The following is a 23,174-nucleotide window of genomic DNA, read 5'->3' as shown; positions in this document are numbered from 1 at the left end:
TCGAACCGAACCGAACCGCTCGAACCGAACCGAACCGCTCGAACCGTCCGACAGGCTCCGATCCGACAGGCTCCGACCCGACAGGCTCCGACCCGACAGGCTCCGAGAGAAGGCAGACTCCGTTGTCCCAGCTCTCCCCCGTGCTGAAGCAGGCCACCCCCGTCGTCGCCGTGCGCGGCGAAGGCCTCCACCTCTACGACGCCGACGGCCGCCGCTACCTCGACTTCACCTCCGGTGTGGGGGTGACCAGCACCGGCCACTGCCACCCCCGGGTGGTCGAGGCCGTCCGCGAACAGGCCGGCCGACTGCTGCACGGCCAGTACACCACCGTGCTGCACGACCAACTGCTCACCCTCACCGAACGGTTGGGCGAGGTACTGCCGCCCGGCCTGGACTCGGTGTGCTACGCCACCGCCGGCACCGAGGCGGTGGAGGCGGCGCTGCGGCTGGTCCGGCACGCCACCGGGCGGCCGAACGTGATCGTCTTCGAAGGCTCCTTCCACGGCCGCACCATGGGCGCGGCCTCGCTCAGCACCGCCGGGATCCGCTACCGGGCGGGCATCGGCCCGCTGGTGCCCGGGGTCGCGGTGGCGCCGTTCCCGGCCGCCTTCCGGCTGCGGCTCTCGCTGGGCCTGTCCGAGCAGGAGGCGGTGGCGCACGCCCTGCGCGGGCTGGACGAGGTGCTGGCCACCGTCTCCGCGCCCGCCGAGACGGCGGCCCTGTTCGTCGAACCGGTGCTCGGCGAGGGCGGCTACGTCCCCGCCCCGGCCGGGTTCCTCGCGGGGCTGCGCGAGCGCGCCGACCGGCACGGCTTCCTGCTGGTGGTGGACGAGGTGCAGAGCGGCTTCGGCCGCACCGGCCGGTTCTGGGCCCACCAGCACGAGCCCGCCCGCCCGCACGAGGAGGACTTCCGGCCCGACGTCCTGATCACCGCCAAGGGCCTGGCCAGCGGCCTGCCGCTGTCCGCGCTCGCCGCGCCGACCGACCTGATGCGGCGCGCCTGGCCCGGCTCCCAGGGCGGCACCTACGGCGGGAACCCGCTGGCCTGCGCCGCCGCGCTGGCCACCCTGGACGTGCTGCGCGAGGAACAGCTGGTGGAGAACGCGGCCGAACAGGGCACCCGACTGCTGGACGGCCTGCGGGCGGTCGCCGCCGGGGCGCCCGGCATCGGCGACGTCCGGGGCCTCGGGCTGATGGCGGCCAGCGAGTTCTGCCGGCCGGACGGCTCGCCCGACCCGGCCGCCGCCCTGCGCGTCCAGCAGGCCGCCGCCGACCTCGGACTGCTGCTCCTGCTCTGCGGGATCCACCTCAACGTGGTCCGGATGATCCCCGCGCTGGTCGTCACGGCCGCGCAGACCGACGAGGCACTGGCACTCTGGTCCAAGGCCGTCGCGGCCGGGGCCCGGCCCGAGGAGGCGTAGTGAACAAGCACACCGTGACCGAAATCGGCTGGAACAGCCTGGAGTTGGAGGCCCGGCGGCAGATGTGGTCGTTGCCGCTGGGCGACGACGAACGGGACCTGCTGTGGGCCGACGCCCGGGCCGGGCGCTGGGGCGCCGCCGAGCCGGTGCGCGAGCGGCTGCGGGCCTTCGTCCGGGAGAGCGTCGACTCGGTCGGGCTCACCCACCTCGCCAACGTGGTCGACCCGGACCGGCCCGAGCAGGAGATCACCGAGGCGCTCGCCTTCCTGCTCCGGGACTACGGCCGGATCGTCCCGCAGAACGGGCGCGGCGACCTCACCTCGGTGCTGCGCGACCAGGACGGCGACGGCAACACCGAACTCGGCTTCCACTGCGACACCTGCGACCTGCTGATCCTGCTCTGCCTCCAACCCGCCTACCGTGGCGGCGGGTTGACCAAGCTGGCGAGCGCCCGGCACGTCCACGACCTGATCGGGCGGGAGCGGCCGGACGCCCTGGCCACCCTCGCCGAGGACTGGACCTTCGACCGCACCGGCCGGGCCGGCCCGCAGCTGGTCGTCACCCCGATCCTGTACCCCCGGAAGGACGGCACGATCGGCTGCTACTACCAGACCCGCACCGTCCGCTCCTCGCCCGACCGTGGCGGACCGGAGTTGACCGACCGTCAGTGGGAGGCGCTCGGCGTGCTGGACGAGGTGCTCTACCGGCCGGAGATCGCCTTCGGCCTGCCGATGGCCGCCGGGGACCTGCTGATCATCCGCAACAGCCGGGTGCTGCACGGGCGTTCGGCGTACCTGGACGAACCCGGCCGGTACGCCCGGCGGATGCTGCGGATCTGGCTCAACGAGGGGGAGACGTGGACGCCGTGAACCCGAAGGTGGCGCTGGTCACCGGCGGCGGCAGCGGCCTCGGCCGGGCCTCCTCGCTCGCCCTGCTCGGCGCCGGCTGGACGGTGGTGCTCGCCGGGCGCCGCAAGGACGCGCTGGAGGAGACCGCCGCGCTCGCGGCGGTCGACCCGGAACGCGTGCTCGCGGTGCCGACCGACATCCGCAGCCCCGAGGAGGTCGCCCGACTGTTCGACGCCGTCCGTGACCGCTACGGCCGGCTCGACCTGCTGTTCAACAACGCGGGCGCCGCCGCCCCGCGCCGGCCGATCACCGACACGCCCTTCAAGGACTGGAACCGCGTCCTGGACACCATCGTGACCGGCAGCTTCCTGTGCGCCCGGGAGGCCTTCCGGCTGATGAGCGCCCAGAGCCCGCAGGGCGGCCGGATCATCAACAACGGCGCGCCCTCGGCCCACGTGCCGCGCCCCAACTCCCTGGCCTACACCGCCGCCAAGCACGCCGTCCTCGGCCTCACCAAGGTGCTCGCCCTGGACGGCCGCCCGTACGGCATCTCCTGCGGGCAGATCGACGTCGGCAACGTCACCCCGACGGACGGCGGACCGCAGCCCGCCGCGATGCAGGCCGACGGCTCGATGGCGGTGGAGGCGACCATCCCGGTCGAGCGCTTCACCGACGCGCTGCTGCTGATGGCCTCGCAGCCGCCGGACACCACCATCCAGTCCCTGGTGGTGCTGCCGACCACCATGCCGTTCGTCGGAAGGGGTTGAACCGTGCTGGTCAGTGCCCGCTCCTTCGCGGAGTACCGGGCGATGTTCGCGCTCACCGACCGCGACCTCGCCCAGCGGGTCCTGGACTGCCCGGGCGGCGCGGCGAGCTTCGTCGCGGAAGCGGGCCGGCAGGGCATCGACGCCGTCGCCGTCGACCGCGAATACGCCGTGCACCGCGAGGAGTTGGGCCTGCTGGTCGAACGGGAGACCGGCTTCAAGCGGGACCTCCTGGTCCAGGAGACCAGCGGCTGGTCCCGGGCCTGGTACGCCGACGCGGACGACATGATCCGGCAGTGGACCGCCAACGCCCGGCTGTTCCGGGCCGACATCGCCGCCCGCCCGGAGCACTACGTCGCCGGGGCGCTGCCCGAACTCCCCTTCCCGGACGACTCCTTCGACCTGGTACTCAGCTCGCACCTGGTCTTCTCGTACGGCAACCGGCTCGGCAGGGAGGTGGTGCGGGCCGCGCTGCTGGAACTCGCCCGGGTGGCCCGGCGGGAGGTCCGGCTCTTCCCGGTCATGGTGTACGACACCGGGGAGCGGTACCGGGGGCTGGAGCGGCTGCGGGAGGAGTTGGCGGGCGTCGGCATCGGCAGCCGGGTGGAACGGGTGGCGTACGAGTTCCAGCCGGGGGACGGCGAGATGCTGGTGCTCGGCTGCGCCGGGTACCGGGCCCCGGCACCGACCGCCCCGGGTGCGGCGGCGGCCCTCGACCCGGTGCGGTGGCGGCACCGGGAACCGGCGGCCTGAGGGGCGGCGACCGTCGGCCCGACGGCGGGCCCGGACCGGCTCTACCCGTCCGCCAACCCACCGGTCCGCCAACCCACCGGTCCGTCAGCCCACCGGACCGCCGGCCGGCGTCGCCCCGGGCTGGTGGACCGGCCGGCCGCCGAGCAGGGTGTGGGTGGGTTCGAGGTCGCGCAGTTCGTCGGCGGGGCAGTGGGCCGGGTCGCGGTCCCAGAGGGTGAGGTCGGCGAGCCGGCCGGGGGTGAGGGTGCCGCGCAGGTGCCCCTCGCCGAGCAGCCGGGCGGCGTTGGTGGTGTGCAGGGCGAGGGCCTCGTGGTACCCGATGGCGTGCTGGGGCCCCTGGACGCCGATGACGGTCTGGCGCGTGGTGAGGCCCCAGACGGAGCGCATGGCGCCGAACCGGCCGACGGGGAAGTCGGATCCGGCCGCGACCAGTGCGCCCTGGTCGAGCCAGCCCCGGGCGGGGAACAGCGCGGCGACCCGATCGGCGCCCCAGAACTCCCGCTCCACCTCGGCGGTGTCGTGCAGCAGCGGCTGCTGGATGGTCACCGGGATGCCCAAGGCCACCGCGCGGGCCCGCTGTTCGGGGCCGGCCAGGCCGCCGTGCTCCATGACCAGGGTGCCGGCCGGCAGCCCGGGGATGTCGTGCAGCACCCGCTCGTAGACGTCGAGGAGGACGCGGACGGCGCGGTCGCCGTACGCGTGGGTGCCGACCCGCCAGCCGCGCCGGACCACGGCCCCGACGGCTTCGACGAGGGCGTCCGGGTCCCAGGTCAGGGTGCCGGAGAAGGTGTGGTCGCAGGCGTAGGGCTCCTCGGTGGCCCCGGCCTCCAGGCCGCCGTCGAGGCCGAACTTCACGCCCCAGACCCGCAGCCACGGGTCGGCGTCGTGGCGCAGGCCCTCCATGGCGTCGAGCAGTTCCTCCACCTGGGCGGCGGCGGTCAGGCCGAGCGCCGAGATGAGCGCGCGGACCCGGGTGTGCAGCGCGCCGGCCGCGCGGGCGGCCGACAGGACGGCGTAGTCGTCGAGGGAGACGGCGCAGTCGCGGACGGTGCCGATCCCGGTGGCGGCGTACCGGCCGCTCGCCAGACGCAGCCCGTGGATGCGCCGGTCGCGGTCCGCCGGGGGGACGAGCCGTTCCACCAGCCCCTGGGCGTTGTCGATCAGCCGGCCGTTGAGCCGGCCGTCGGCGCCGCGCCCGATCACGCCGCCGGCCGGGGCGGGGGTGTCCTCCGTGATGCCCGCCAGGCGCAGGGCGAGGGAGTTGACGACGTCGTTGTGCCCGCCGCGCTTGACCAGGACGGGGTGGCGGTCGGTCGCCCGGTCGAGTTCGGCGGCGGTGGGCAGGCGCCGTTCGGCGAGGTCGAGCTCCTGCCAGTTGGTGGTGGTCCGGATCCACTGCCCCTCGGGGGTGTGGGCGGCGCGTTCCCGGATCAGGCCCAGGAACTCGGCGATCGTGCGCGCCCGGTGGACGGGGACGTCGTACGCGCTGTGCCCGGCGAAGATCAGATGGGTGTGGGTGTCGTCGAAGGCGGGCAGCACGGTGGCCCCGGGCAGCTCGTGGACGGTGGTGCGTGCCGTCACCAGGTGGTCGAGTCCGTGCGGGTCGGGGGACACCGCGGCGATGCGCTCGCCCCGTACGGCCAGGGCCCGTTGGGGGGCTTGGCCGGGCACCAGGGTGTGTACTGCGGCGGCCCGGATCAGCAGATCGGCTCCGTGCTCGGTCATGGTCTTCCTCCCGTAGCGGTTCGGCGACCGGCCCACCATCGGACCCGTGGGCCGGTCCCCCCTCGGACCCGTGGACCGGCCCACCCGTGGACCAGGTGCCTCTGTTGTAGGCGCCGATCGACGGTTTCCGGTACGCGTGGCGCCGTTCGGCGAGGAAGCCGGTCACACAGGCGCCCTAGGATGCCGATCATGCGCCAACCGCTCGACGAGACGGACCGCCGGATCGCCGCCGCCCTGCTTGCCTCCCCACGGGCCGGCTGGCGCGAGATCGGCCACTGCCTCGGCCTGTCGGAGCGCACCGTCGTCCGCCACGCCGCCCCGCTGTACGCCGATGGCACCCTGCGCGCCACGGCCGTCCGCAACCCCGCGCACTTTCCCCGGTTGATCCCCGTCGCGCTGCGCGTCCGCTGCCGCCCGCACCGGATCCGGCAGCTCGCCGGCGCCCTGGCCCGGCGCCCCGACACCGTCTGGGTCGATGTCCTCGGCGGCGGCGACGAGATCTCCGCGGTGTTCTTCCTGGACGGCCCGGACGCCCGCAACACCCTGCTGCTGCGCGACCTGCCCGCCACCGACGGAGTGGATTCCTGGACGGCCCACACCCTGCTGCGGGTCTTCCCGACCGCCTTCCGCTGGACGGCCGGTCTGCTCACGGCCGAGGAGACCGCCCGGCTCGCCCCCGACCCGCCGGCGGCGATCCCGGCCGCCTCCTCGGTCACGCCGCAGGACGCCGCCCTGATCGCCGCCCTGACCGAGGACGGCCGCGCCACCTACACCGACCTCGCCCGCCGCACCGGCACCACGGCGCTCACCGTCCGCCGCCGGCTCGATGCCCTCCTCCGCGGCCAAGTCCTGCGCCTGGCCACCGAACTGGACCTCGCCCTGCTCGGTGCCCAGGCCGAAGCCCTGCTGTGGATCACCGTGCGACCCGGCGCGCTGGAGCACACCGCGCGCACCCTCGGCGCCCACCCCCAGGTCCGCTTCGCGGCCGCCACCACCGGCCCCGCCAACCTGCTGATCGCGCTCGCGGCGGCCGACCTCGACGCCCTCTACACCTTCCTGGTCGCCATCATCGGCCCGCTGACCGGCATCACCACCGTCGAGACCACCCCGCTCCTGGCCACCGCCAAACGCACCGGCCTCATCCGTCGGTGAGTCCACCACGAGCCCCTTCCGTCGCGTGAACACCGCCCGTATCACCGAGGGCGCGCAAAAGGCCGGCGGAGGTTATTCGATCGCTATCGGAGTTCCCGGAAAAGGCGTCAATAATCGAATGAATACCTTGACATGATCATGTCTTCAGTTGCACGCTGTGGGCGCCCGATGCCATCGCCCGGGTGCCCACGACAGGGTGAGGAGGTGACAAAGGATGAAGGTCAAGGTCGCGGAGAAGCAGGACACCGTGCGCACCACCACGCCGTACGTCGCCGGTTAAGGCGAATTCGGTGGGAGGTCCTTCGCGGGGCCTCCCACTCCCACGGACGCGACGATTCGGGAGACCGGGAGAATCCAGTATGACTGCTCTTCATTCGCGGGTGCGCGCCGCTTTCTTCGGTGAGCTGGACACGGCGGACAGGCGACTGGATTCCGCGGACCCGGACGGCCCGTTGTTCCTCCTGGTCACCGCGCCCGACGGCAGCGGAAAGGCCGACACGGTGCGCGCCTGGCTGGAATCCGGGGCGAACGGGCGGGCCGCCGGTACCGCGGTGGAGGGCAACGGCGACAAACTGAGCCACGGATACCTGGCCGGGCTGCAGCCCCTGCTGGACCGGGCGATCGCCGTCGCGGAAGCCGAGGCCCCTGAACTGGTCGCGGCCGCCGAACAGTCACTGAAACGGCTCTTCCCGCACCGCGAGTCCCCGGCCTACCGGATGCCGAAGGACCTCACCGGCGTGGCCGACCGCGACGAGCGGACCAGGTTCTACTTCCACGAGTACCAGGACAAGCTGCTCAACGGCGTGTACGAGTTCCTGGAGGGCTTCCTCGCCCGGGACGGGCAGCCGCACACCCTGGTCATCGACAACGCCGAGCGGCTCCCGCCCACGGTGATGAGGTTCCTCGACATCGTCGCCCGCCGCCGCACGCTCTGCCGCCGGCTGCGGATCGTCCTGCTGGTCAACGGCGAACCGGACATCGGCCTCGTCGAGCACGCCGCACAGGCCGTACTGCCGCCGCTCTCCAAGGACGAGGCCCGGGAACTCATCGAGGCCTGGGGCTACGGGACCCTGGCCGCCAAGCAGTTCGACCACCTGTGGCGGCTGTCGCAGGGCAGGCCGGCCCGGCTCTCGGCGCTGCTGCGGTGCCTCGACGCCAAGGTCTCGCTGCCGGACTACCTCACCTTCGAGACCCACCTCGACCTCTACCTGAGCCTGCTCGGCGAACGGCCCAGGTACGAGCTGCTGGAGCGGTACGTCCAGGCGCACTGCGCGGACGACGACCCGATCGTGCTGCGCAACTACGAGACGTACGACGGCGGCACCAGGGAGAGGGTCCACCGGGAGGTGCTCGCCGGACTCGCCGGAGAGCCGGAGGAGGTCCTCCACCCCGTCCACCACCTCGGCCTGCGCGACGCCGCCGACCGGATGGTGGCGCTCGCCCCGCTGTCGATCTCACTCCAGGAGATCGGCCTCTACGACACCTGGTTCGACCTGTTCTCCCGCTTCTGGGCGGACCCCCAGCTGCGCACCCTCCCCGGCGGCGGGCAGACCCACAACCTGGTCTACCTGCGCATGTCCTTCGTGCTGTACTCGCTCGGACTGGCGCACGTCTCCATTCCGTATCTGGACGCCTTCTACCAGCACTTCCCACAGAGCCTCTACACCCCCACCGTGCTCTATTCACAGAGCATGGCGCACGGCCGCTACCAGTCGCCGCCCGACCTCGACACCGCCGAACGCTTCGCCCTGCTCAATCTGGAGAAGCTCGGCACCGAATTCCAGGACCACCCCAAATTCGAGTACATCAAGGTCTTCGCGGAGAACGCCCTGGCCTACATCCGCGCCCGGCAGGGACGAATGGACGAGGCGCTCGCGCTCTGCACCGAGGGCATGGACCGGATGCAGAAGATCTACGGCGACGAGAAGTACGCGCTGCACCAGTCGATCCTCGTCTACAACACCGCGCAGATCCACGAAATGGTCAAGGACTTCCCGAAGGCCTACGAGGTCTACCAGCGGACCATCGGCCTCGACCCGAACTACGGGGAGTACGCCAACGACCTGGCCAACATGCTGCAGCGCACCGGCCGGTTCGAGGAGGCACTGGAGTACTACGAGCGGGCCATCGCGCTGTGCCCGCCGTACTACGAGGCCCACCTCAACCGGGCCCGGCTGCACGTCCAGCGGGGGGACTCGGACAGCGCGGAACGCGACTTCCGGCGCGTGGTGGAACTCAAGCCCGGGGAGGCGCGGGCGCACCTGGGGCTCGGGGTGCTCCACCTCAAGCGGGGCAACCCCGCCGAAGCACTCGTCAGCCTGGACGCCGCCGTCTACCACGACCCGAAGAACGCCCAGGCGTGGAGCAACCGGGGCCTGGCCCAGTCCGAACTCGGGCGCGCGGACGAGGCGGAGGAGAGCCTGCGGACCGCGGTGGCCCGCAACCCCAAGCTCACCGAGGCCTGGAACAACCTCGCCCACGTCCTGCACGCGAGCGGCCGCCCGCAGGAGTCGCTGGGCTGCCTCGACCGCGCGGTCCAACTCTCCGACGACCCGGACTACGCCTACAACCGGGCCGTGCTGCGCCTCGAACTCGGCGACCCGGCCGGGGCCCGCGCGGACGTCGAACTCGCCGCCGAGCGCGGCGCCGACGCCACCGATCTGGACGACCTGCACGCCCGGCTCGCCAAAGCCTCGGCCGGCGCGGCGGATTAGCGCAGCTCCGGCACCTCCGATGGGAGCCCATCGGCGTCCATCGGATCCGATCGGCTTCCGTCTGACCCCCCTCTGACCCCGTCTGACTCCGACTGACCCCGACTGATCAGCGCGCGGCTTCCGGGTGCGTGCACCGCCGGCATCGACAAGGAGCACCACCGTGCCACCCGCTGAGCGCAGCGAACCGTCCGAACGCCGTTCCCTCCGCGCGCTGCTGTCGGCCTACGCGGTCAGCCAGTTCGGCAACTGGCTGTTCCGCACCGGGGTCGTGTACTACGCCTACAACCAGAACCACGGTTCCAACGCGGTGCTCACCACGGCGATCGTGCTGGTGTACCTGCCGATCCTGTTCGGTTCGCGGTTGCTGGCCCCGCTGGCCGACCGCCGGGACACCCGGCGCACGCTGATCGGGCTGGACGCGCTGCGCGCCGCGGTGCTCGCGGTGCTGCTCGTGGTGGTGTCGGCCGGCGCCGGCTTCACCTCGGCGGCCACCATCGGCGTGATGGCGTTCCTCAGCCTGCTGACCCCGTTCTTCACCGCCTCGCAGACCGCCTACCTGCGGCGGGTCCTGCCGGACGACCGGCTGCCCGCGGCACTGGCGTCGCTGTCCAGGATCGACTGGTCGATGTTCATCCTGGGCACCGCCGCCGCGCCCCTGATGCTCCAGGTCAGCGACCTGCCCACGCTGACCTCGCTGGACATCGCCACCTTCGTCGTCTCCGGGCTGCTGCTGCTGCGGCTGATGCCGGCGCCCGCGGTGACGACCGCCCGGCACGGTTCCGCCGCGGCCGGCTCCGGCAGGCCGCGGCTGACCGGGAACAGCAGGCTGCTGCTGGTCAGCGTCTTCGCGCTGAACGCCGGCGCGGGGCTCATCAACGTCTACCCGAACGTGGTCGCCCGGGACTTCCTCGGCGGCGGCGCCACCTGGCTGAGCGTGATCAACCTCGCCAACGGCACCGGGGCGGTCATCGGTGCCACCCTCGCCGGGCGGCTGCGCAAGCAGCGGGGGCAGCGCCCGGGCGTGCTCGCCGCCCTGGTCGTGGCCGGGTCGCTGGCCTGCATGACCTTCGTGACCAATGCCTGGGTCGCGGTCCCCGCCAGCTCCGTCATGCTGGCGGCCGGTCAGGTGTTCGCGGTGCTCTTCCAGTCGCGGATCCTGGAGAACGAGCCGGTCGCGGTGGCGGGCCGGGTGTCCGGGCTCTTCACCCTCGGGACCTTCGCCGGCGTGACGGTGAGCATCCTGCTGTTCATGGCGGTCACCGGCTTCGGCACGGGCACCGGATCGATGCGGCGTTCCTTCACCGTCCTGCTGCTGGTGGCCGCGGCCTCCGCGCTGGCCTCGGCCCTGGTGGGCGCCGCCGCACTGCGCCGCCACGGGGACCGGGCGCCCGAGGCCCCGGACGCTCCCGACGCGCCCGACGCGCCCGAGGCCCCGGAGGACCGCGAGACCCCTGTGGTGGCGTACGGGACGGCCGAGCCCGACCCGGCGTCGGCCGCACCGCTGGTGCGGCAGGCGGGGCGGGCCTTCGCCACCGGCGTGACGGTGGCGTCGACGGTCCACGACGGGATCCCGCACGCCACCACGGTCAACTCCTTCGTCACCGTCTCGCTCGACCCGGCGCTCGTCCTGGTCTGCGTCGAGCGCGGCTCGCGCCTGGACGCGTTGATCGCCGAGAAGGCCCCGCTGGGGATCACCGTGCTCTCGGCCGGGCAGCGGGACACCGCGGTGCACTTCGCCAAGCGCGACCGGCCGTCGGGCGAGGCCCAGTTCGACGGGCATCCCTGGAGACCGGGCAAGGACACCGGCGCCCCGCTGCTGGAGGCCGGTACCGCGTGGCTCGAATGCGCGGTGCGGACGGTCGTCCCGGCCGGCGACCACTCGATCGTCCTGGCCGAGGTCCTCTCCTTCACCGACGCCCCCTCCTGCACCGAGCCGGACCGGTACGGGCAGCGGCAGGCGCCCCTGGTCTTCTTCGGCGGCGGGTTCCACACCCTCGCCGAGCGCCTGCCGCCGAAGCAGCCACCCGCCGAGGCCCGATCCGTCGAGCAGCCACCCGCCGAGGCCCGATCCGTCGAGCAGCCACCCGCCGAGGCCCGATCCGTCGAGCAGCCATCCGCCGAGGAGCCGGACAGTGACCTTCGACTACCCGCCCGCACACCGGAGTTCCGAGGCGCAGAAGCTGCACGGGAGAGTGGTCGAGGACCCCTACCGGTGGCTGGAGGACCCTCGGAGTGAGGAGACCAGGCGCTGGGCCGCCGCGCAGCGCGAGCTGTGCGACCGCGTCCTCGGCGAGCTGCCCGGCCGGGCCGGTCTGCGCGGGCGGATCGCCGGACTGCTGGGGACCGGCGCGGTGGGCGCCCCCGTCTGGCGGGGCCGGCGGCAGTTCTTCACCCGCCGTCTGCCGGACCAGGAGCGTGCCGTGCTGCTCACCGTGGAGCCGACCGGGGAGGAGCGCGTGCTCCTCGATCCCCTGCGGCTGGACCCCTCCGGGGGCACCACCCTGGACGCCTGGCAGCCGGACCACGAAGGGCGGCGGCTCGCCTACAAGGTCTCCCGGGGCGGCAACGAGGAGTCCCACCTCCATGTGCTGGACGTCGCCACCGGCGCCCTGCTGGAAGGCCCCGTCCCGCGCACCCGCCACTCGGCCGTCGCCTGGCTCCCCGGCGGCGCCGCCTACTACTACGTCCGCGAGCTGCCCGCCGCCGACGAGGAGGGACCGGCCGCCGACGAGGAGCGACCGGCGGCCGACGAGGAGGGACCGACCGCCGTCCCGCCGGTGCGCGGACGCCGGGTCTACCTGCACCGGGTCGGCACCGATCCCGAGCGGGATGACGTCCTGGTGTTCGGGGAGGGCCTCCCGGACGGCACCGACTACGGCATCCTGGTCAGCCAGGACGGACGCTGGCTGAGCCTCGGTGCGTCCCGGGGCACCGAGAACCGCAGCGACCTCTGGCTCGGTGACCTCTCCGCCGGTACGCCGCAGCAGCCGGTGTTCCGCCCCGTCCAGGTGGGGGAGGACGCCGACACCGGCCTGTACGTGTGGCGCGACGGCCGGGCCTACCTGTTCACCGACCGGGACGCTCCGCGCTCGCGGCTCTGCGTCGCCGCCCCCGCCGACCTGTCCTACGCGTCCTGGCGCGACCTGGTGCCGGAGGACCCGGAGGCGGTGCTGAGCGACTTCGCGATCCTGGACGGCCCCGAACTGGACCGGCCGCGGCTGCTGGTCTGCTGGACCCGGCACGCCGTCAACGAGGTGACGGTCCACGACCTGGAGACCGGCGAGCGCCTCGGTACCGTGCCGACGCCGGGCGTCGGGGCGATCGGCGGCCTCCACGAACGGCCGGAGGGCGGTCACGAGGCCTGGTTCTCCTACACCGACAGCACCTCGCCGGGGTCGATCCTGCGCTACGACGCGCGTTCGGGCACCACCGGCGTCTGGGCGGCCGCACCCGGCCTGGTGCGGGTCCCGGAGGTACGGAGTTCGCACGTCGCCTACCGCTCCACCGACGGCACGACGGTCCGCATGCTGGTGGTCGAGCCGCCCGACCGCAACGGGCCGCGGCCGACGATCCTCTTCGGCTACGGCGGGTTCGGCTCCTCCCTGGTCCCCGCCTACGACCCGTCGGTCCTGGCCTGGGTCGAGGCCGGCGGCGTCTACGCGGTGGCCCATGTGCGCGGCGGCGGCGAGGAGGGCGAGGACTGGCACCGGGCCGGGATGCGCGAGCACAAGCAGCAGGTGTTCGACGACTTCCACGCCGCCGCGCGGGCCCTGGTCGACGGCGGCTGGACCACCCCGGCCCGGCTCGGGATCCACGGCGGCTCCAACGGCGGCCTGCTCGTCGGCGCCGCGCTCACCCAACGGCCCGCCCTCTACCGGGCCGTGGTCTGCGAGGCACCGCTGCTGGACATGGTCCGGTACGAGCACTTCGGGCTCGGGCACCTGTGGGCCGGCGAGTACGGATCCGCGGACGACCCCGAGGAACTCGACTGGCTCCTGGGCTACTCCCCGTACCACCACGTGCGGGAGGGGGAGGCGTACCCGGCCGTCCTGTTCACCGTCTCCGAGAACGACGCGCGGGTCGACCCGATGCACGCGCGGAAGATGTGCGCCGCGCTCCAGCACGCCACCAGCGGGACGGCGCCGGTCCTGCTGCGCAGCGAGTCCGAGGTGGGGCACCGGGGCCGGTCGACCACCCGGGTGGCCGCGCTGGCCGCCGACACCCTCGCGTTCCTCGCCCACCACACCGGCCTCGAACTGCCCTGACGCCGCACGCGCGCCGCCCCGAGCGTGCCCCGAGTCCCGCCCGAGCGTGCCCCGAGCACTGCCCCGAGCACGGTCCCGGGCACCGCCCCGGGCACCGCGCCGAGCACCGCCCCGGGCACCGCCCCGAGTGCCGTACGGAACGCCGTCCCGACATCCCTGACGACAATGAGGTCCGCATGACCGCCCAGCCGCCCGCCCGCCGCGTCGTCGCGATCGTCGACGCCTACTCCAGCGGCCGTTGCCTCGCCCCGATCTTCCGGGAGCGGGGCTTCGACTGCGTCCACATCCGCAGCGCCGCCACCACCAACCCCGCGTACGAGCGCAGCTTCCGGCCGGACGACTTCGTCGCCGAGGTCGTGCACCACGGGGATGCCGCGCGCACGGCCGAGGCCGTCGCCCGGCTCGCGCCGGGGTGCGTGCTGCCGGGGATCGAGAGCGGCGTCGAACTGGCCGACGTCCTGAGCGAAGCCCTGGGGCTGCGGACCAACGGGACGGAACTGAGCAGCGCCCGCCGGGACAAGTACCGGATGATGGAGACCGTGCGCGCGGCCGGGGTCCCCGCCGTCGAACAGATCCTGGCCACCGACCTCGAGACCCTGCTCGACTGGTACGCCAAGGCCGGCGGCCGCGTGGTGCTGAAGCCGGTCCGCAGCGCGGGCAACGACGGCATCCACTTCTGCGACGACGCCGGGCAGGTCCGCGCGGCCTTCGAGGCGCTGATCGGCGCCGACAGCGCCCTGGGCGCCCGCAACCGCGAGGTGCTCGCCCAGGAGTACCTCGTCGGCGGCGAGTACATCGTGAACACTGTGAGCCTGGGCGGCCGGCACCACGTCACCGACATCTGGCAGATGCACCACATCAGCGCCAACGGGGTCCGCGACCTGGGGGCCAGCGCCGCACTGCTGCGCCGGCACGGCGCCGACCAGGACGCGCTGGCCGCGTACACCTGCCGGGTCCTCGACGCCCTGGGCGTGCTCGACGGTCCCGCGCACACCGAGCTCAAGCTCACCCCGCACGGGCCGCGCCTGATCGAGACGGCCGCCCGGGCCTGCGGCGCCGACCTCCACGTCCCGGTGAAGGCCGCGATCGGCGAGAGCCAGCTGGACTGGACCGTCGACGCGTACGTGGACCCGGATCGGTTCCTGGCCCGCTGGGAGAGCGGCTACGAACTGCCCCGGCACGCCGGGCTGGTGAACATGGTCTCGCCGGTCTCCGGCGTCCTGCGCGACTACCCGAAGCTGGCGCGGCTGCAAGCCCTCGACAGCTTCCACGACCTCCTCCTGACCGTCCGCCCCGGCGGCCGGATCCACCGGTCGGTGGACGACTGGACGTACCCGATGCGGGTCTACCTGGTGCACGAGACGGAGAGCACCGTGCTGCACGACATCCTGACGGCGCGCTACCTGGACGGTGACGGCTTCTACGAGGTCGAGTGACCGTCCCGGGAGCACAGCGGAGCCACGCGTCGCGCCGGCCGATCGGGACCAGTGCGAGCACCCGCCTTGCCGGTGCTCCATAACACGATGTGATGGGGTGCTGGGATCTTCTGGAAGGCCCTCCCGTCGGACATCCTCCTGCCACACACGAAATGTCACATCGTGCATGGAGGAGACGTGAGACACGGAAGAGCCGGGCTGGCCCTCGGCGCGGCCCTGGGGCTGCTGTCGGTTGCCGGCTGTACCGGATCCGGCGGTGCGACCGGGTCGAACGCGGCCGCGGTGAAGGGCGGCACGCTGCACGTGCTGTCCACCCTCAACCTGGAGCACCTCGATCCGGCGCGCAACTACGTCACGTCCTCGCAGGACGTGGGCCGGCTGATCTACCGGACGCTGACCACCTTCGCCGCCGCACCGGGCCAGGCGGGCGGGAAGACCGTGCCGGACCTGGCCACCGACACCGGCCGTCCCAGCGACGGCGCGAAGACCTGGACCTTCACCCTCAAACCGGGAGTGAAGTTCGAGGACGGCCGCCCGATCACCAGCGCGGACATCAAGTACGGGGTCGAGCGGACCTTCGCCGCCGAGCTTCCCGAAGGGCCGCCGTACGCCCGGATGTGGCTGGTGGGCGGCGACGGCTACCACGGGCCGTACAAGGACCCGGGCGGCCTGGCCTCGATCGGGACTCCGGACGACAGCACCATCGTCTTCCATCTCAACCGCCCGGTGGCCGACTTCGGTTCGGCGGTGTCGCTCCCGATGTTCGCCCCGGTGCCGCAGGACAAGGACACCGGAGTCACCTACGACTCCAGGCCGTTCTCCTCCGGCCCGTACAAGATCGACGGCTTCGATCCCAAGAAGCAGCTCACCCTGGTGCGCAACACCGACTGGGACCCGGCGACCGACACCGTCCGCAAGGGCCTGCCCGACAAGGTCGTCATCGACCTGGGCCTGGACGCGGCGGTGGTCGACCAGCGGCTGATCGCCGGTCAGGGGGAGGACGCGAACGCGGTCGCGTTCGAGCCGATCGGCCCGGCTTCGGTCGGGCGGGTGCTGAACGACCCGCAGGTGAAGAGCCGGCTGGTCACCGGTGATTCGATCAACACCCGGTACCTGAGCATCAACACCAGGCACCAGCCGCTCGACGACGTCCGGGTGCGGCAGGCCATCGCGTACGCGCTGGACAAGGACGCCCTGCGCACCACCCGCGGCGGCCCGATCGCCGGTGACCTGGCGACCAGCCTGCTGCCGCCCTCGCTCGGCTACCAGAGCGAGGACCCGTACCCGAGCCAGGACGGCAAGGGCGATCCGGGCAAGGCCAAGGAGCTGCTCGCCGAGGCGGGACACGCCTCCGGCCTCACCCTGACCCTCGACGCGCCCGCCTCGGCCGCCGGCAAGGCGCAGGCCGAGGCGGTGCAGGCCTCGCTCGGTCGGGCCGGCATCACCGTGAAGATCGACGAGATCAGCTCCTCGGCCTTCTACAGCACGGTCGGCAACACCTCCCAGGAGCACGACCTGGTGATCGCCGGCTGGTCCCCGGACTGGCCCGGTGCCTCGACGTACCTGCCGATCGTGTTCGACGGCCGTCTGATCACCGGTCAGGGCAACAACAACTACGCGCAGTACGACTCCCCGGCCGTCGACGCGCGGATCGACGAGATCGCCGCGATGGGCGACCCGGAAGCGGCCCGGGCGGCATACGGGCAGCTCGCCCGGCAGATCGCGCAGGACGCCCCGGTGGTGCCGTTCCTGTGGGACAAGGCGCCGATCCTGGTCGGTCCGGACGTCGCCGGAGCGTACGGGCACATCGCCTACGTGGGCCGGCTCGACCTGGTCTCGCTGGGGCTGCGCAAGTGACCGCGCTGCCTCGAACGACCGTGTGGCGACGACTGTCGGCCCAGCGCTCGGCGGCCCTCGCGCTGGCCGTGGTGACGGTGCTGCTCCTGGTCGCGGTCGCCGCGCCGCTGATCAGCTGGATCGCCGGGAGCTCGCCGACGGCCTTCCACGGTGATGCGGTGGACCCGGCGCTCGGCGGCCTGCCGCGCGGCGCCGCGGGCGGGATCAGCACCCGGCACTGGCTGGGCGTGGAGCCGGTCAACGGCCGGGACGTGCTCGCCCGGGTGGTGTACGGCGCGCAGGTGTCACTGCTGATCGCCGTGCTCGCCACCGTGCTGTCGGTGGTGCTGGGAACGGTGCTGGGCCTGGTCGCCGGCTTCTTCGGCGGGTGGGTCGACACCGCGATCGGACGCACCATGGACCTGCTGCTGTCCTTTCCCAGCCTGATCTTCATGATCGCGCTGATCTCGGCGGCGCCCGGCGTGGACCGCAGGCTGCTCCTGGTCGTGGTCCTCGGCTTCTTCGGCTGGCCGTACGTCGGCCGGATCGTGCGCGGACAGGCGATGGTGCTCGCGCGGGGCGAGTTCGTGGCGGCCGCCCGGGTGCTCGGCGCCTCACGGCGGGCGCTGCTGCTGCGCGAGGTGCTGCCCAACCTGACCGGCCCGGTCCTGGTGGTGGCCACGATGTCGATCCCCGGCTACATCGCCACCGAGGCCGGCCTGTCCTTCCTCGGCGTGGGTGTCCAGGCCCCGACCCCCTCCTGGGGGCAGATGATCGCCACCGCCGTGCCCTGGTACGCCGCCGACCCCGCCTACTTCCTGATCCCCGGCGCCTTCCTGTTCGTCACCGTGCTCGCCTTCAACGTGCTCGGCGACGCGGTCCGCGACGCGCTCGACCCCCGGAGCCAGCGACGATGATCCTCTACCTGCTGCGAAGACTGGCCGTCACGGCGGCCATCCTGCTGGTGGTCTGCGCCGCCACCTTCGCCATCTTCTACCTGATGCCGGCGGACCCGGCGCAGGGCGCCTGCGGCAAGGCGTGCAGTCCGGAGCGGATCGCGCAGATCCGCGCCACCCTCGGGCTGAACCACTCGCCGCTGGTCCAGTTCCGCGACTACCTGGCCGGCATCGTCTCGGGGCGGACCTTCGGCAGCGGTGCGCAGGCCGTCAACTGCCCTTTCCCGTGCCTGGGGTTCAGCTTCCAGACCAACCAGCCGGTCTGGCAGGTGCTCACCAGCCGGCTGCCGGTCAGCTTCTCGATCGCCGTCGGCGCCGCCGTGCTGTGGCTCGCCGTCGGCGTCGGCGCCGGCGTGGTCTCGGCCCTGCGGAGCGGCAGCCTGTGGGACCGGGCCGCGATGACGGCCGCTCTCGGCGGGGTCTCGCTGCCGATCTACTTCACCGCCCTGGTGCTGCAGTACCTGCTGGTGGTGCGGCTCGAACTGCTGCCGTACCCGCAGGTCGTACCGTTCACCGCCGATCCGGTCGGCTGGGCGCAGTCGATGGTGATGCCCTGGATCACGCTGGCCATGCTGTATGCCGGGATCTACGCGCGGGTCACCCGCGGCGAGATGCTGGAGAGCCTCGGCCAGAACTACGTGCGCACCGCCCGGGCCAAGGGCCTGCCCGAGATCACGGTCGTGCGGCGGCACGCCCTGCGGCCCGCCCTGATGCCGATCGTGACCATCTTCGGCATGGACCTGGGCGCCCTGCTGGGCGGCGCGTTGATCACCGAGTCGGTGTTCGGCCTGCCGGGCGTCGGCAAGCTCGCGGCCGACGCGATCGCCTCCGCCGACCAGCCGGTGATCCTCGGCGTGACGCTGTTCGCCGCCTCCTTCGTGGTGCTCGCCAACCTGCTGGTGGACCTCGTGTACGCCGTGCTCGATCCGAGAGTGAGGGCCGTCGGATGACCTTGCTGACGGTACGGAACCTGGCCGTGGAGTTCCGTTCCGGCGTCCGCGCCGTGGACGGGCTCGACCTCGACCTGGACGCCGGTCACGTGCTCGGCGTGGTCGGGGAGTCCGGCAGCGGCAAGTCGGTCACCAGCCTCGCCGTCCTCGGCCTGCTGCGCGACGCCCGGGTCAGCGGCGAGATCCGCTTCGACGGGCGGGAGCTGACCGCACTCGACCGGCGCTCGCTGCGCCGGCTGCGCGGCGACCGGATCGCGATGATCTTCCAGGACCCGCTGTCCTGCCTCAACCCGTACTACTCGGTGGCGTTCCAGATCGCCGAGGCGTACCGGGCGCACCACCGCGCCGGACGCCGACAGGCGCACCGGGTCGCGGTGGGCATGCTGGACCGGGTCGGCATCCCGGAACCGGAACGGCGCGCCCGCAGCTACCCGCACGAGTTCTCCGGCGGAATGCGGCAGCGGGTGATGATCGCGATGGCCCTGTGCCTGGAACCCGACCTGCTGATCGCCGACGAGCCGACCACCGCGCTGGACGTCACCGTCCAGGCGCAGATCCTCCAACTGCTGCGCGAGCTGCGGGAGGAGAAGGGCACGGCCATCATGCTGATCACCCATGACATGGGCGTGGTCGCCGGACTGGCCGACCAGGTCGTGGTGATGCACCAGGGCCGCGCGGTCGAACGCGGTCCGGTCCGGGACGTCTTCCACCGGCCCCAACAGCCCTACACCCGCGGCCTGCTGGCCTGCGTGCCGCGCATCGACGGACCACTGCCGGACCGCCTGCCCACCCTGGGAGCCGCAGAATGAGCCTGCTCGACGTACGGAACCTGGTGAAGCGCTTCCCGGTGCGCCACGGTCTGACCCGACGGCGGGCCGGCCACGTCGCGGCCGTCGACGGGGTCTCCCTGACCGTCGAGCCCGGTGAGACCCTGGGCCTGGTCGGCGAGTCCGGCTGCGGGAAGTCCACCGTCGCCAAGCTGATCACCCGCCTGGAGCACCCCACGTCGGGCAGCATCGAGTTCGCCGGACGCGATCTCGCCGCACTGGACGAGAACGCCCTGCGGCCGGTCCGCCGGGACCTGCAAATGGTCTTCCAGGATCCGTTCTCCTCACTCAACCCCCGGCACACCGTCCGCCGGATCCTCGCCGGCCCCTACCGCTACCAGGGGCTGGAGCCCGACCGGCCGGCCGAGGAACTGCTGACCCGGGTCGGCCTACGGCCGGAGCACGCCGACCGCCACCCCCACGAGTTCTCCGGCGGACAGGCCCAACGCATCGGCATCGCCCGGGCGTTGGCCCTGCGCCCGAAACTGGTGGTGTGCGACGAGCCGGTCTCCGCGCTCGACGTGTCGGTCCAGGCGCAGATCCTCAACCTGCTCAAGGACCTCCAGGACGAGTACGGGCTCAGCTACCTGTTCATCGCCCACGATCTCGGCGCCGTACGCCAGATCAGCACCCGGATCGCCGTGATGTACCTCGGCTCGGTCGTCGAGACCGCCGACCGCGACACCCTGTTCGCCGCCCCCGCTCACCCGTACACCCACGCCCTGCTGTCCGCCGTGCCGCGACCCGACCCGGACCTGGAGGCCTCCCGGGAGCGGATCGTGCTGCACGGCGACCTTCCCAGCCCGCTGGACCCGCCCAGCGGCTGCCGCTTCCGCACCCGCTGCCCCAAGGCCGACGAACTCTGCGCCACCGAGCGCCCGCCGCTGCGGACGATCGCCCTCGGACAGCAAGTGGCCTGCCACTACCCCTGCCGCTACCCCGAGAGGACGCCGTGATCCGCGCCCAGTACCGGCTGCCCGGGCTCGCCGTGACCGACCACGCCTTCGCCGTGCCCCTCGACCACACCGAACCCGCGCGGGGAACCATCGAGCTGTTCGCCCGGGAGGTCGTCGACCCGGTACGGGCCGGTGAACGGCTGCCCTGGCTGCTCTACCTCCAGGGCGGGCCGGGCGGGAAGTCCCCCCGCCCGCTGAACGCCACCGCCGGCTGGCTCGGCCACGCGCTGAAGACCCACCGGGTGCTGCTGCTGGACCAGCGCGGCACCGGCCGCTCCACGCCGCTCACCGCGAGGAGCGCCGCCCGGTTCCCCTCGGCCCGCGCACTGGCCGACCACCTTGCCCGCCTCCGCGCCGACTCGATCGTCGCCGACGCGGAACTGATCCGCCGGCACCTGTGCGGAGACGAGCCCTGGGAGACCCTCGGGCAGAGCTACGGCGGCTTCATCACCCTCAGCTACCTCTCCTTCGCCCCCGAGGGCCTGCGCGCCTGCTACGTCACCGGCGGACTGCCCGGCCTCGACGCCACCGCCGAGGACGTCTACGCCGCCACCTACCCCCGCGTGCGGGACAAGGTGGGCACCTACTACGCCCGCTACCCCGAGGACCGCCGCCTGGTCCGCCGGATCGCCGACCTGCTCCACCACCGGGCCGTCCACCTCCCGGACGGCGACCGGCTGACCGTCCGCCGGCTGCGCACCCTGGGGCTGGCCCTCGGCATGGGCGACGGCTTCGAGCGCCTGCACTGGCTCCTCGACGAGGCCCTCGACCCGGACGGCGAGCCCTCGGCCACCTTCCTCCAGCAGGTCGCGAACCTGACCGGCTTCACGGACAACCCGCTCTTCGCGGCCCTCCAGGAGTCGATCTACGGCCGCCCGGGAGCGGCCACCGGCTGGGCCGCCGCCCGGGCCATGGCCCGGCACCCCGGGTTCGCCGAGGACGCCGACCCGCTGCTGTTCACCGGCGAGATGTTCTACCCCTGGATGTTCGAGGAGGTCACCGGGCTGCGCCCGTTCGCCGAGGCCGTCCAACTGCTCGCCGAACGCACCGACTGGCCCGCCCTCTACGCCCCGGACCGGCTGGCCGCCAACCGGGTCCCGATCGCCGCGGCCGTCTACCACGACGACATGTACGTGGACGCCGGCCTGTCACTGCGCACCGCCCGCTCCGTCGGCTCGCTGCGCGCCTGGGTCACCAACGAGTGGGAGCACGACGGGATCACCGCCTCCGGCGACCGCGTACTCGCCCGCCTGATGGACCTCGCCGCCCACCGTGGCTGACGCATCACCGGAAAGAGGCACCGATGAGACTGCACCCGCTCGCCGCCGCCCTGGCGCTGACCCTCACCCTGGCCGCGACCACCCCGGCGATGGCCGGCACCGCCCGCGACAGGGGCGGCGCCCCGGCCTCGGAGTGCGCCCTGCCGGGGAGGACCGGCTGGACGGACGAGGGCCACACCACCGACTACACGCAGTTCCAGCAACCGCTCGGCACCAAGCACGTGCTGATGCTGTTCGTCGACTTCCCGGACGCGCCGGCCACCGGCTCCCCGGACGACTACTACCGCGAACTCGCCCCCGCCCAGGACTGGATGGAGCAGGACTCCTACGGCAGGCTGCACCTGGAGATCGATCCGCTGAAGCGGTGGATCACCATGCCGCAGACCTCCGCCTCGTACGGGTTCCAGCGCGGCATCACCTTCGAGGAGCAGGAGCTGTACGTGAAGCAGGCCGTCCAGGCGGCCGATCCGCACGTGGACTTCTCGAAGTACGACATGCTCTACATCGTCCCGACCAAGTCCGCCTCGGCGATCAGCTTCTCGCCCACCTACCTCTACGACCCGACCACCACCGGCATCACCGCCGACGGCACCCGGATCAAGTGGGCGATCACCTTCGGCCAGGACAGGTACCACTGGGGCTACCGGGTGGCCGACCACGAGACCTCCCACACCTTCGGCCTGCCCGACCTGTACGCCTTCACCGGACCCGACGTGCACCCCTACGTCGGCGGCTGGGACCTGATGGGCGACATCGCCGGCCCGGCCCCGCAGCACACCGGCTGGGAGCGTTGGAAGTTCGGCTGGATCGACGACGGCCAGGTCGCCTGCGTGCCCGCCGCCGGCAGCCGGACGGTCCGTCTGAAGGCCGTCGAACGGCCCGGCGGCACCAAGATCGCCGTGGTGAGGACCGGTGACACGACGGCCTACGTCGCCGAGTCCCGCCGGGCCGTCGGCGCGGACGACAGGGCCTGCTCCACCGGCGTGCTGATCTACAAGGTGGACACCTCCACCCAGACCGGCCACGGCCCCGTCCAGGTGGTCAACGGCAACCCGGGCGCCACCCCGCCGACCGGCTGCACCGCCCTCGACATGGCCGCCTACCAGCCCGGTCAGTCCTTCACCGATCCCACCACGGGGGTCCGGATCGACGTGCTCCGCCGAGGACCGCTGTCCGACACCGTCAAGGTCACCGAGCGGTCACCCGTCGAGCCGTCCGATCAGTGAGCCGATCACCGGGTCCCACTCCTCGACGCGGACGCCGTCGAGCACGCCCTCCCGCAGGTACGGAA

Annotated in this window: 16 protein-coding genes and 1 pseudogene; 16 read left to right on the top strand and 1 reads right to left on the bottom strand. The window is 72.8% G+C overall.

All coding sequences use genetic code 11. The features are described from left to right. Nucleotides 1-122: 122 nt before the first annotated feature. Genes ACZ47G_RS27700 through ACZ47G_RS27685 form a run of 4 tightly spaced genes read left to right on the top strand, consistent with a single transcriptional unit; the run spans nucleotide 123 to nucleotide 3,786 of the window. Nucleotides 123-1,421 carry an aspartate aminotransferase family protein gene (locus ACZ47G_RS27700; RefSeq protein WP_465747144.1) on the top strand — a complete coding sequence of 433 codons (1,299 nt, stop codon included), beginning with the start codon at nucleotides 123-125 and terminating at the stop codon, nucleotides 1,419-1,421. Next, nucleotides 1,421-2,290: a TauD/TfdA family dioxygenase gene (locus tag ACZ47G_RS27695; RefSeq protein WP_465747142.1), complete on the top strand. Its 870-nt coding sequence runs from the start codon at nucleotides 1,421-1,423 to the stop codon at nucleotides 2,288-2,290. Before ACZ47G_RS27700 ends, ACZ47G_RS27695 begins: the two co-directional genes overlap by 1 nt. Beyond that, nucleotides 2,287-3,036: an SDR family oxidoreductase gene (locus ACZ47G_RS27690; RefSeq protein ID WP_465747322.1), complete on the top strand. Its 750-nt coding sequence runs from the start codon at nucleotides 2,287-2,289 to the stop codon at nucleotides 3,034-3,036. The genes ACZ47G_RS27695 and ACZ47G_RS27690 overlap by 4 nt, the downstream gene beginning before the upstream one ends. Before the next feature lie 3 nt (nucleotides 3,037-3,039). Continuing rightward, nucleotides 3,040-3,786: a methyltransferase domain-containing protein gene (locus ACZ47G_RS27685; RefSeq protein ID WP_465747140.1), complete on the top strand. Its 747-nt coding sequence runs from the start codon at nucleotides 3,040-3,042 to the stop codon at nucleotides 3,784-3,786. An 84-nt stretch (nucleotides 3,787-3,870) separates the two neighbouring features. On the opposite strand, the gene ACZ47G_RS27680 is transcribed toward ACZ47G_RS27685, so the two are convergent. Continuing rightward, nucleotides 3,871-5,511, bottom strand: coding sequence for an amidohydrolase (locus tag ACZ47G_RS27680; protein ID WP_465747138.1), 1,641 nt, complete (start codon nucleotides 5,509-5,511; stop codon nucleotides 3,871-3,873). Between the two features lie 189 nt (nucleotides 5,512-5,700). Here ACZ47G_RS27680 and ACZ47G_RS27675 point away from each other — a divergent pair, with 189 nt between their 5' ends. The 12 genes and pseudogenes from ACZ47G_RS27675 (at nucleotide 5,701) to ACZ47G_RS27620 (ending at nucleotide 23,109) form a co-directional block, all read left to right on the top strand. After that, nucleotides 5,701-6,663, top strand: a complete 963-nt coding sequence (locus ACZ47G_RS27675) for an Lrp/AsnC family transcriptional regulator (RefSeq protein ID WP_465747136.1) — start codon at nucleotides 5,701-5,703, stop codon at nucleotides 6,661-6,663. A 359-nt stretch (nucleotides 6,664-7,022) separates the two neighbouring features. Then, nucleotides 7,023-9,377 carry a tetratricopeptide repeat protein gene (locus ACZ47G_RS27670; protein ID WP_465747134.1) on the top strand — a complete coding sequence of 785 codons (2,355 nt, stop codon included), beginning with the start codon at nucleotides 7,023-7,025 and terminating at the stop codon, nucleotides 9,375-9,377. A gap of 160 nt (nucleotides 9,378-9,537) precedes the next feature. After that, nucleotides 9,538-11,613 carry an MFS transporter gene (locus ACZ47G_RS27665; RefSeq protein ID WP_465747132.1) on the top strand — a complete coding sequence of 692 codons (2,076 nt, stop codon included), beginning with the start codon at nucleotides 9,538-9,540 and terminating at the stop codon, nucleotides 11,611-11,613. Further along, nucleotides 11,510-13,642, top strand: a complete 2,133-nt coding sequence (locus ACZ47G_RS27660; protein ID WP_465747130.1) for a prolyl oligopeptidase family serine peptidase — start codon at nucleotides 11,510-11,512, stop codon at nucleotides 13,640-13,642. Before ACZ47G_RS27665 ends, ACZ47G_RS27660 begins: the two co-directional genes overlap by 104 nt. A 176-nt stretch (nucleotides 13,643-13,818) precedes the next feature. Next, nucleotides 13,819-15,078: an ATP-grasp domain-containing protein gene (locus ACZ47G_RS27655; protein WP_465747128.1), complete on the top strand. Its 1,260-nt coding sequence runs from the start codon at nucleotides 13,819-13,821 to the stop codon at nucleotides 15,076-15,078. A 177-nt stretch (nucleotides 15,079-15,255) separates the two neighbouring features. Further along, nucleotides 15,256-16,935: an ABC transporter substrate-binding protein gene (locus ACZ47G_RS27650; protein WP_465747126.1), complete on the top strand. Its 1,680-nt coding sequence runs from the start codon at nucleotides 15,256-15,258 to the stop codon at nucleotides 16,933-16,935. 20 nt (nucleotides 16,936-16,955) lie between these two features. After that, nucleotides 16,956-17,831, top strand: a complete 876-nt coding sequence (locus tag ACZ47G_RS27645) for an ABC transporter permease (protein ID WP_465747124.1) — start codon at nucleotides 16,956-16,958, stop codon at nucleotides 17,829-17,831. After that, nucleotides 17,828-18,820 (top strand): ABC transporter permease, encoded by a 993-nt coding sequence (locus tag ACZ47G_RS27640; protein ID WP_465747122.1) that lies wholly within the window; start codon nucleotides 17,828-17,830, stop codon nucleotides 18,818-18,820. The genes ACZ47G_RS27645 and ACZ47G_RS27640 overlap by 4 nt, the downstream gene beginning before the upstream one ends. Then, nucleotides 18,817-19,605, top strand: a pseudogene (locus ACZ47G_RS27635) (ABC transporter ATP-binding protein); the annotation flags it as partial. The gene ACZ47G_RS27640 and the pseudogene ACZ47G_RS27635, both read left to right, overlap by 4 nt. A gap of 20 nt (nucleotides 19,606-19,625) precedes the next feature. Beyond that, complete coding sequence (locus ACZ47G_RS27630) at nucleotides 19,626-20,603, top strand: ABC transporter ATP-binding protein (protein ID WP_465747120.1); 978 nt, start codon at nucleotides 19,626-19,628, stop codon at nucleotides 20,601-20,603. Then, nucleotides 20,603-21,883, top strand: coding sequence for an alpha/beta fold hydrolase (locus tag ACZ47G_RS27625; protein ID WP_465747320.1), 1,281 nt, complete (start codon nucleotides 20,603-20,605; stop codon nucleotides 21,881-21,883). The genes ACZ47G_RS27630 and ACZ47G_RS27625 overlap by 1 nt, the downstream gene beginning before the upstream one ends. A 23-nt stretch (nucleotides 21,884-21,906) precedes the next feature. Further along, entirely contained in the window at nucleotides 21,907-23,109 is a 1,203-nt protein-coding gene (locus tag ACZ47G_RS27620; RefSeq protein ID WP_465747118.1) for a M6 family metalloprotease domain-containing protein, read from the top strand. Nucleotides 23,110-23,174: the final 65 nt, after the last annotated feature.

The sequence above is a fragment of the Kitasatospora sp. NPDC030952 genome (assembly GCF_055571335.1).
This window is presented reverse-complemented; position numbering and strand designations above follow the sequence as displayed.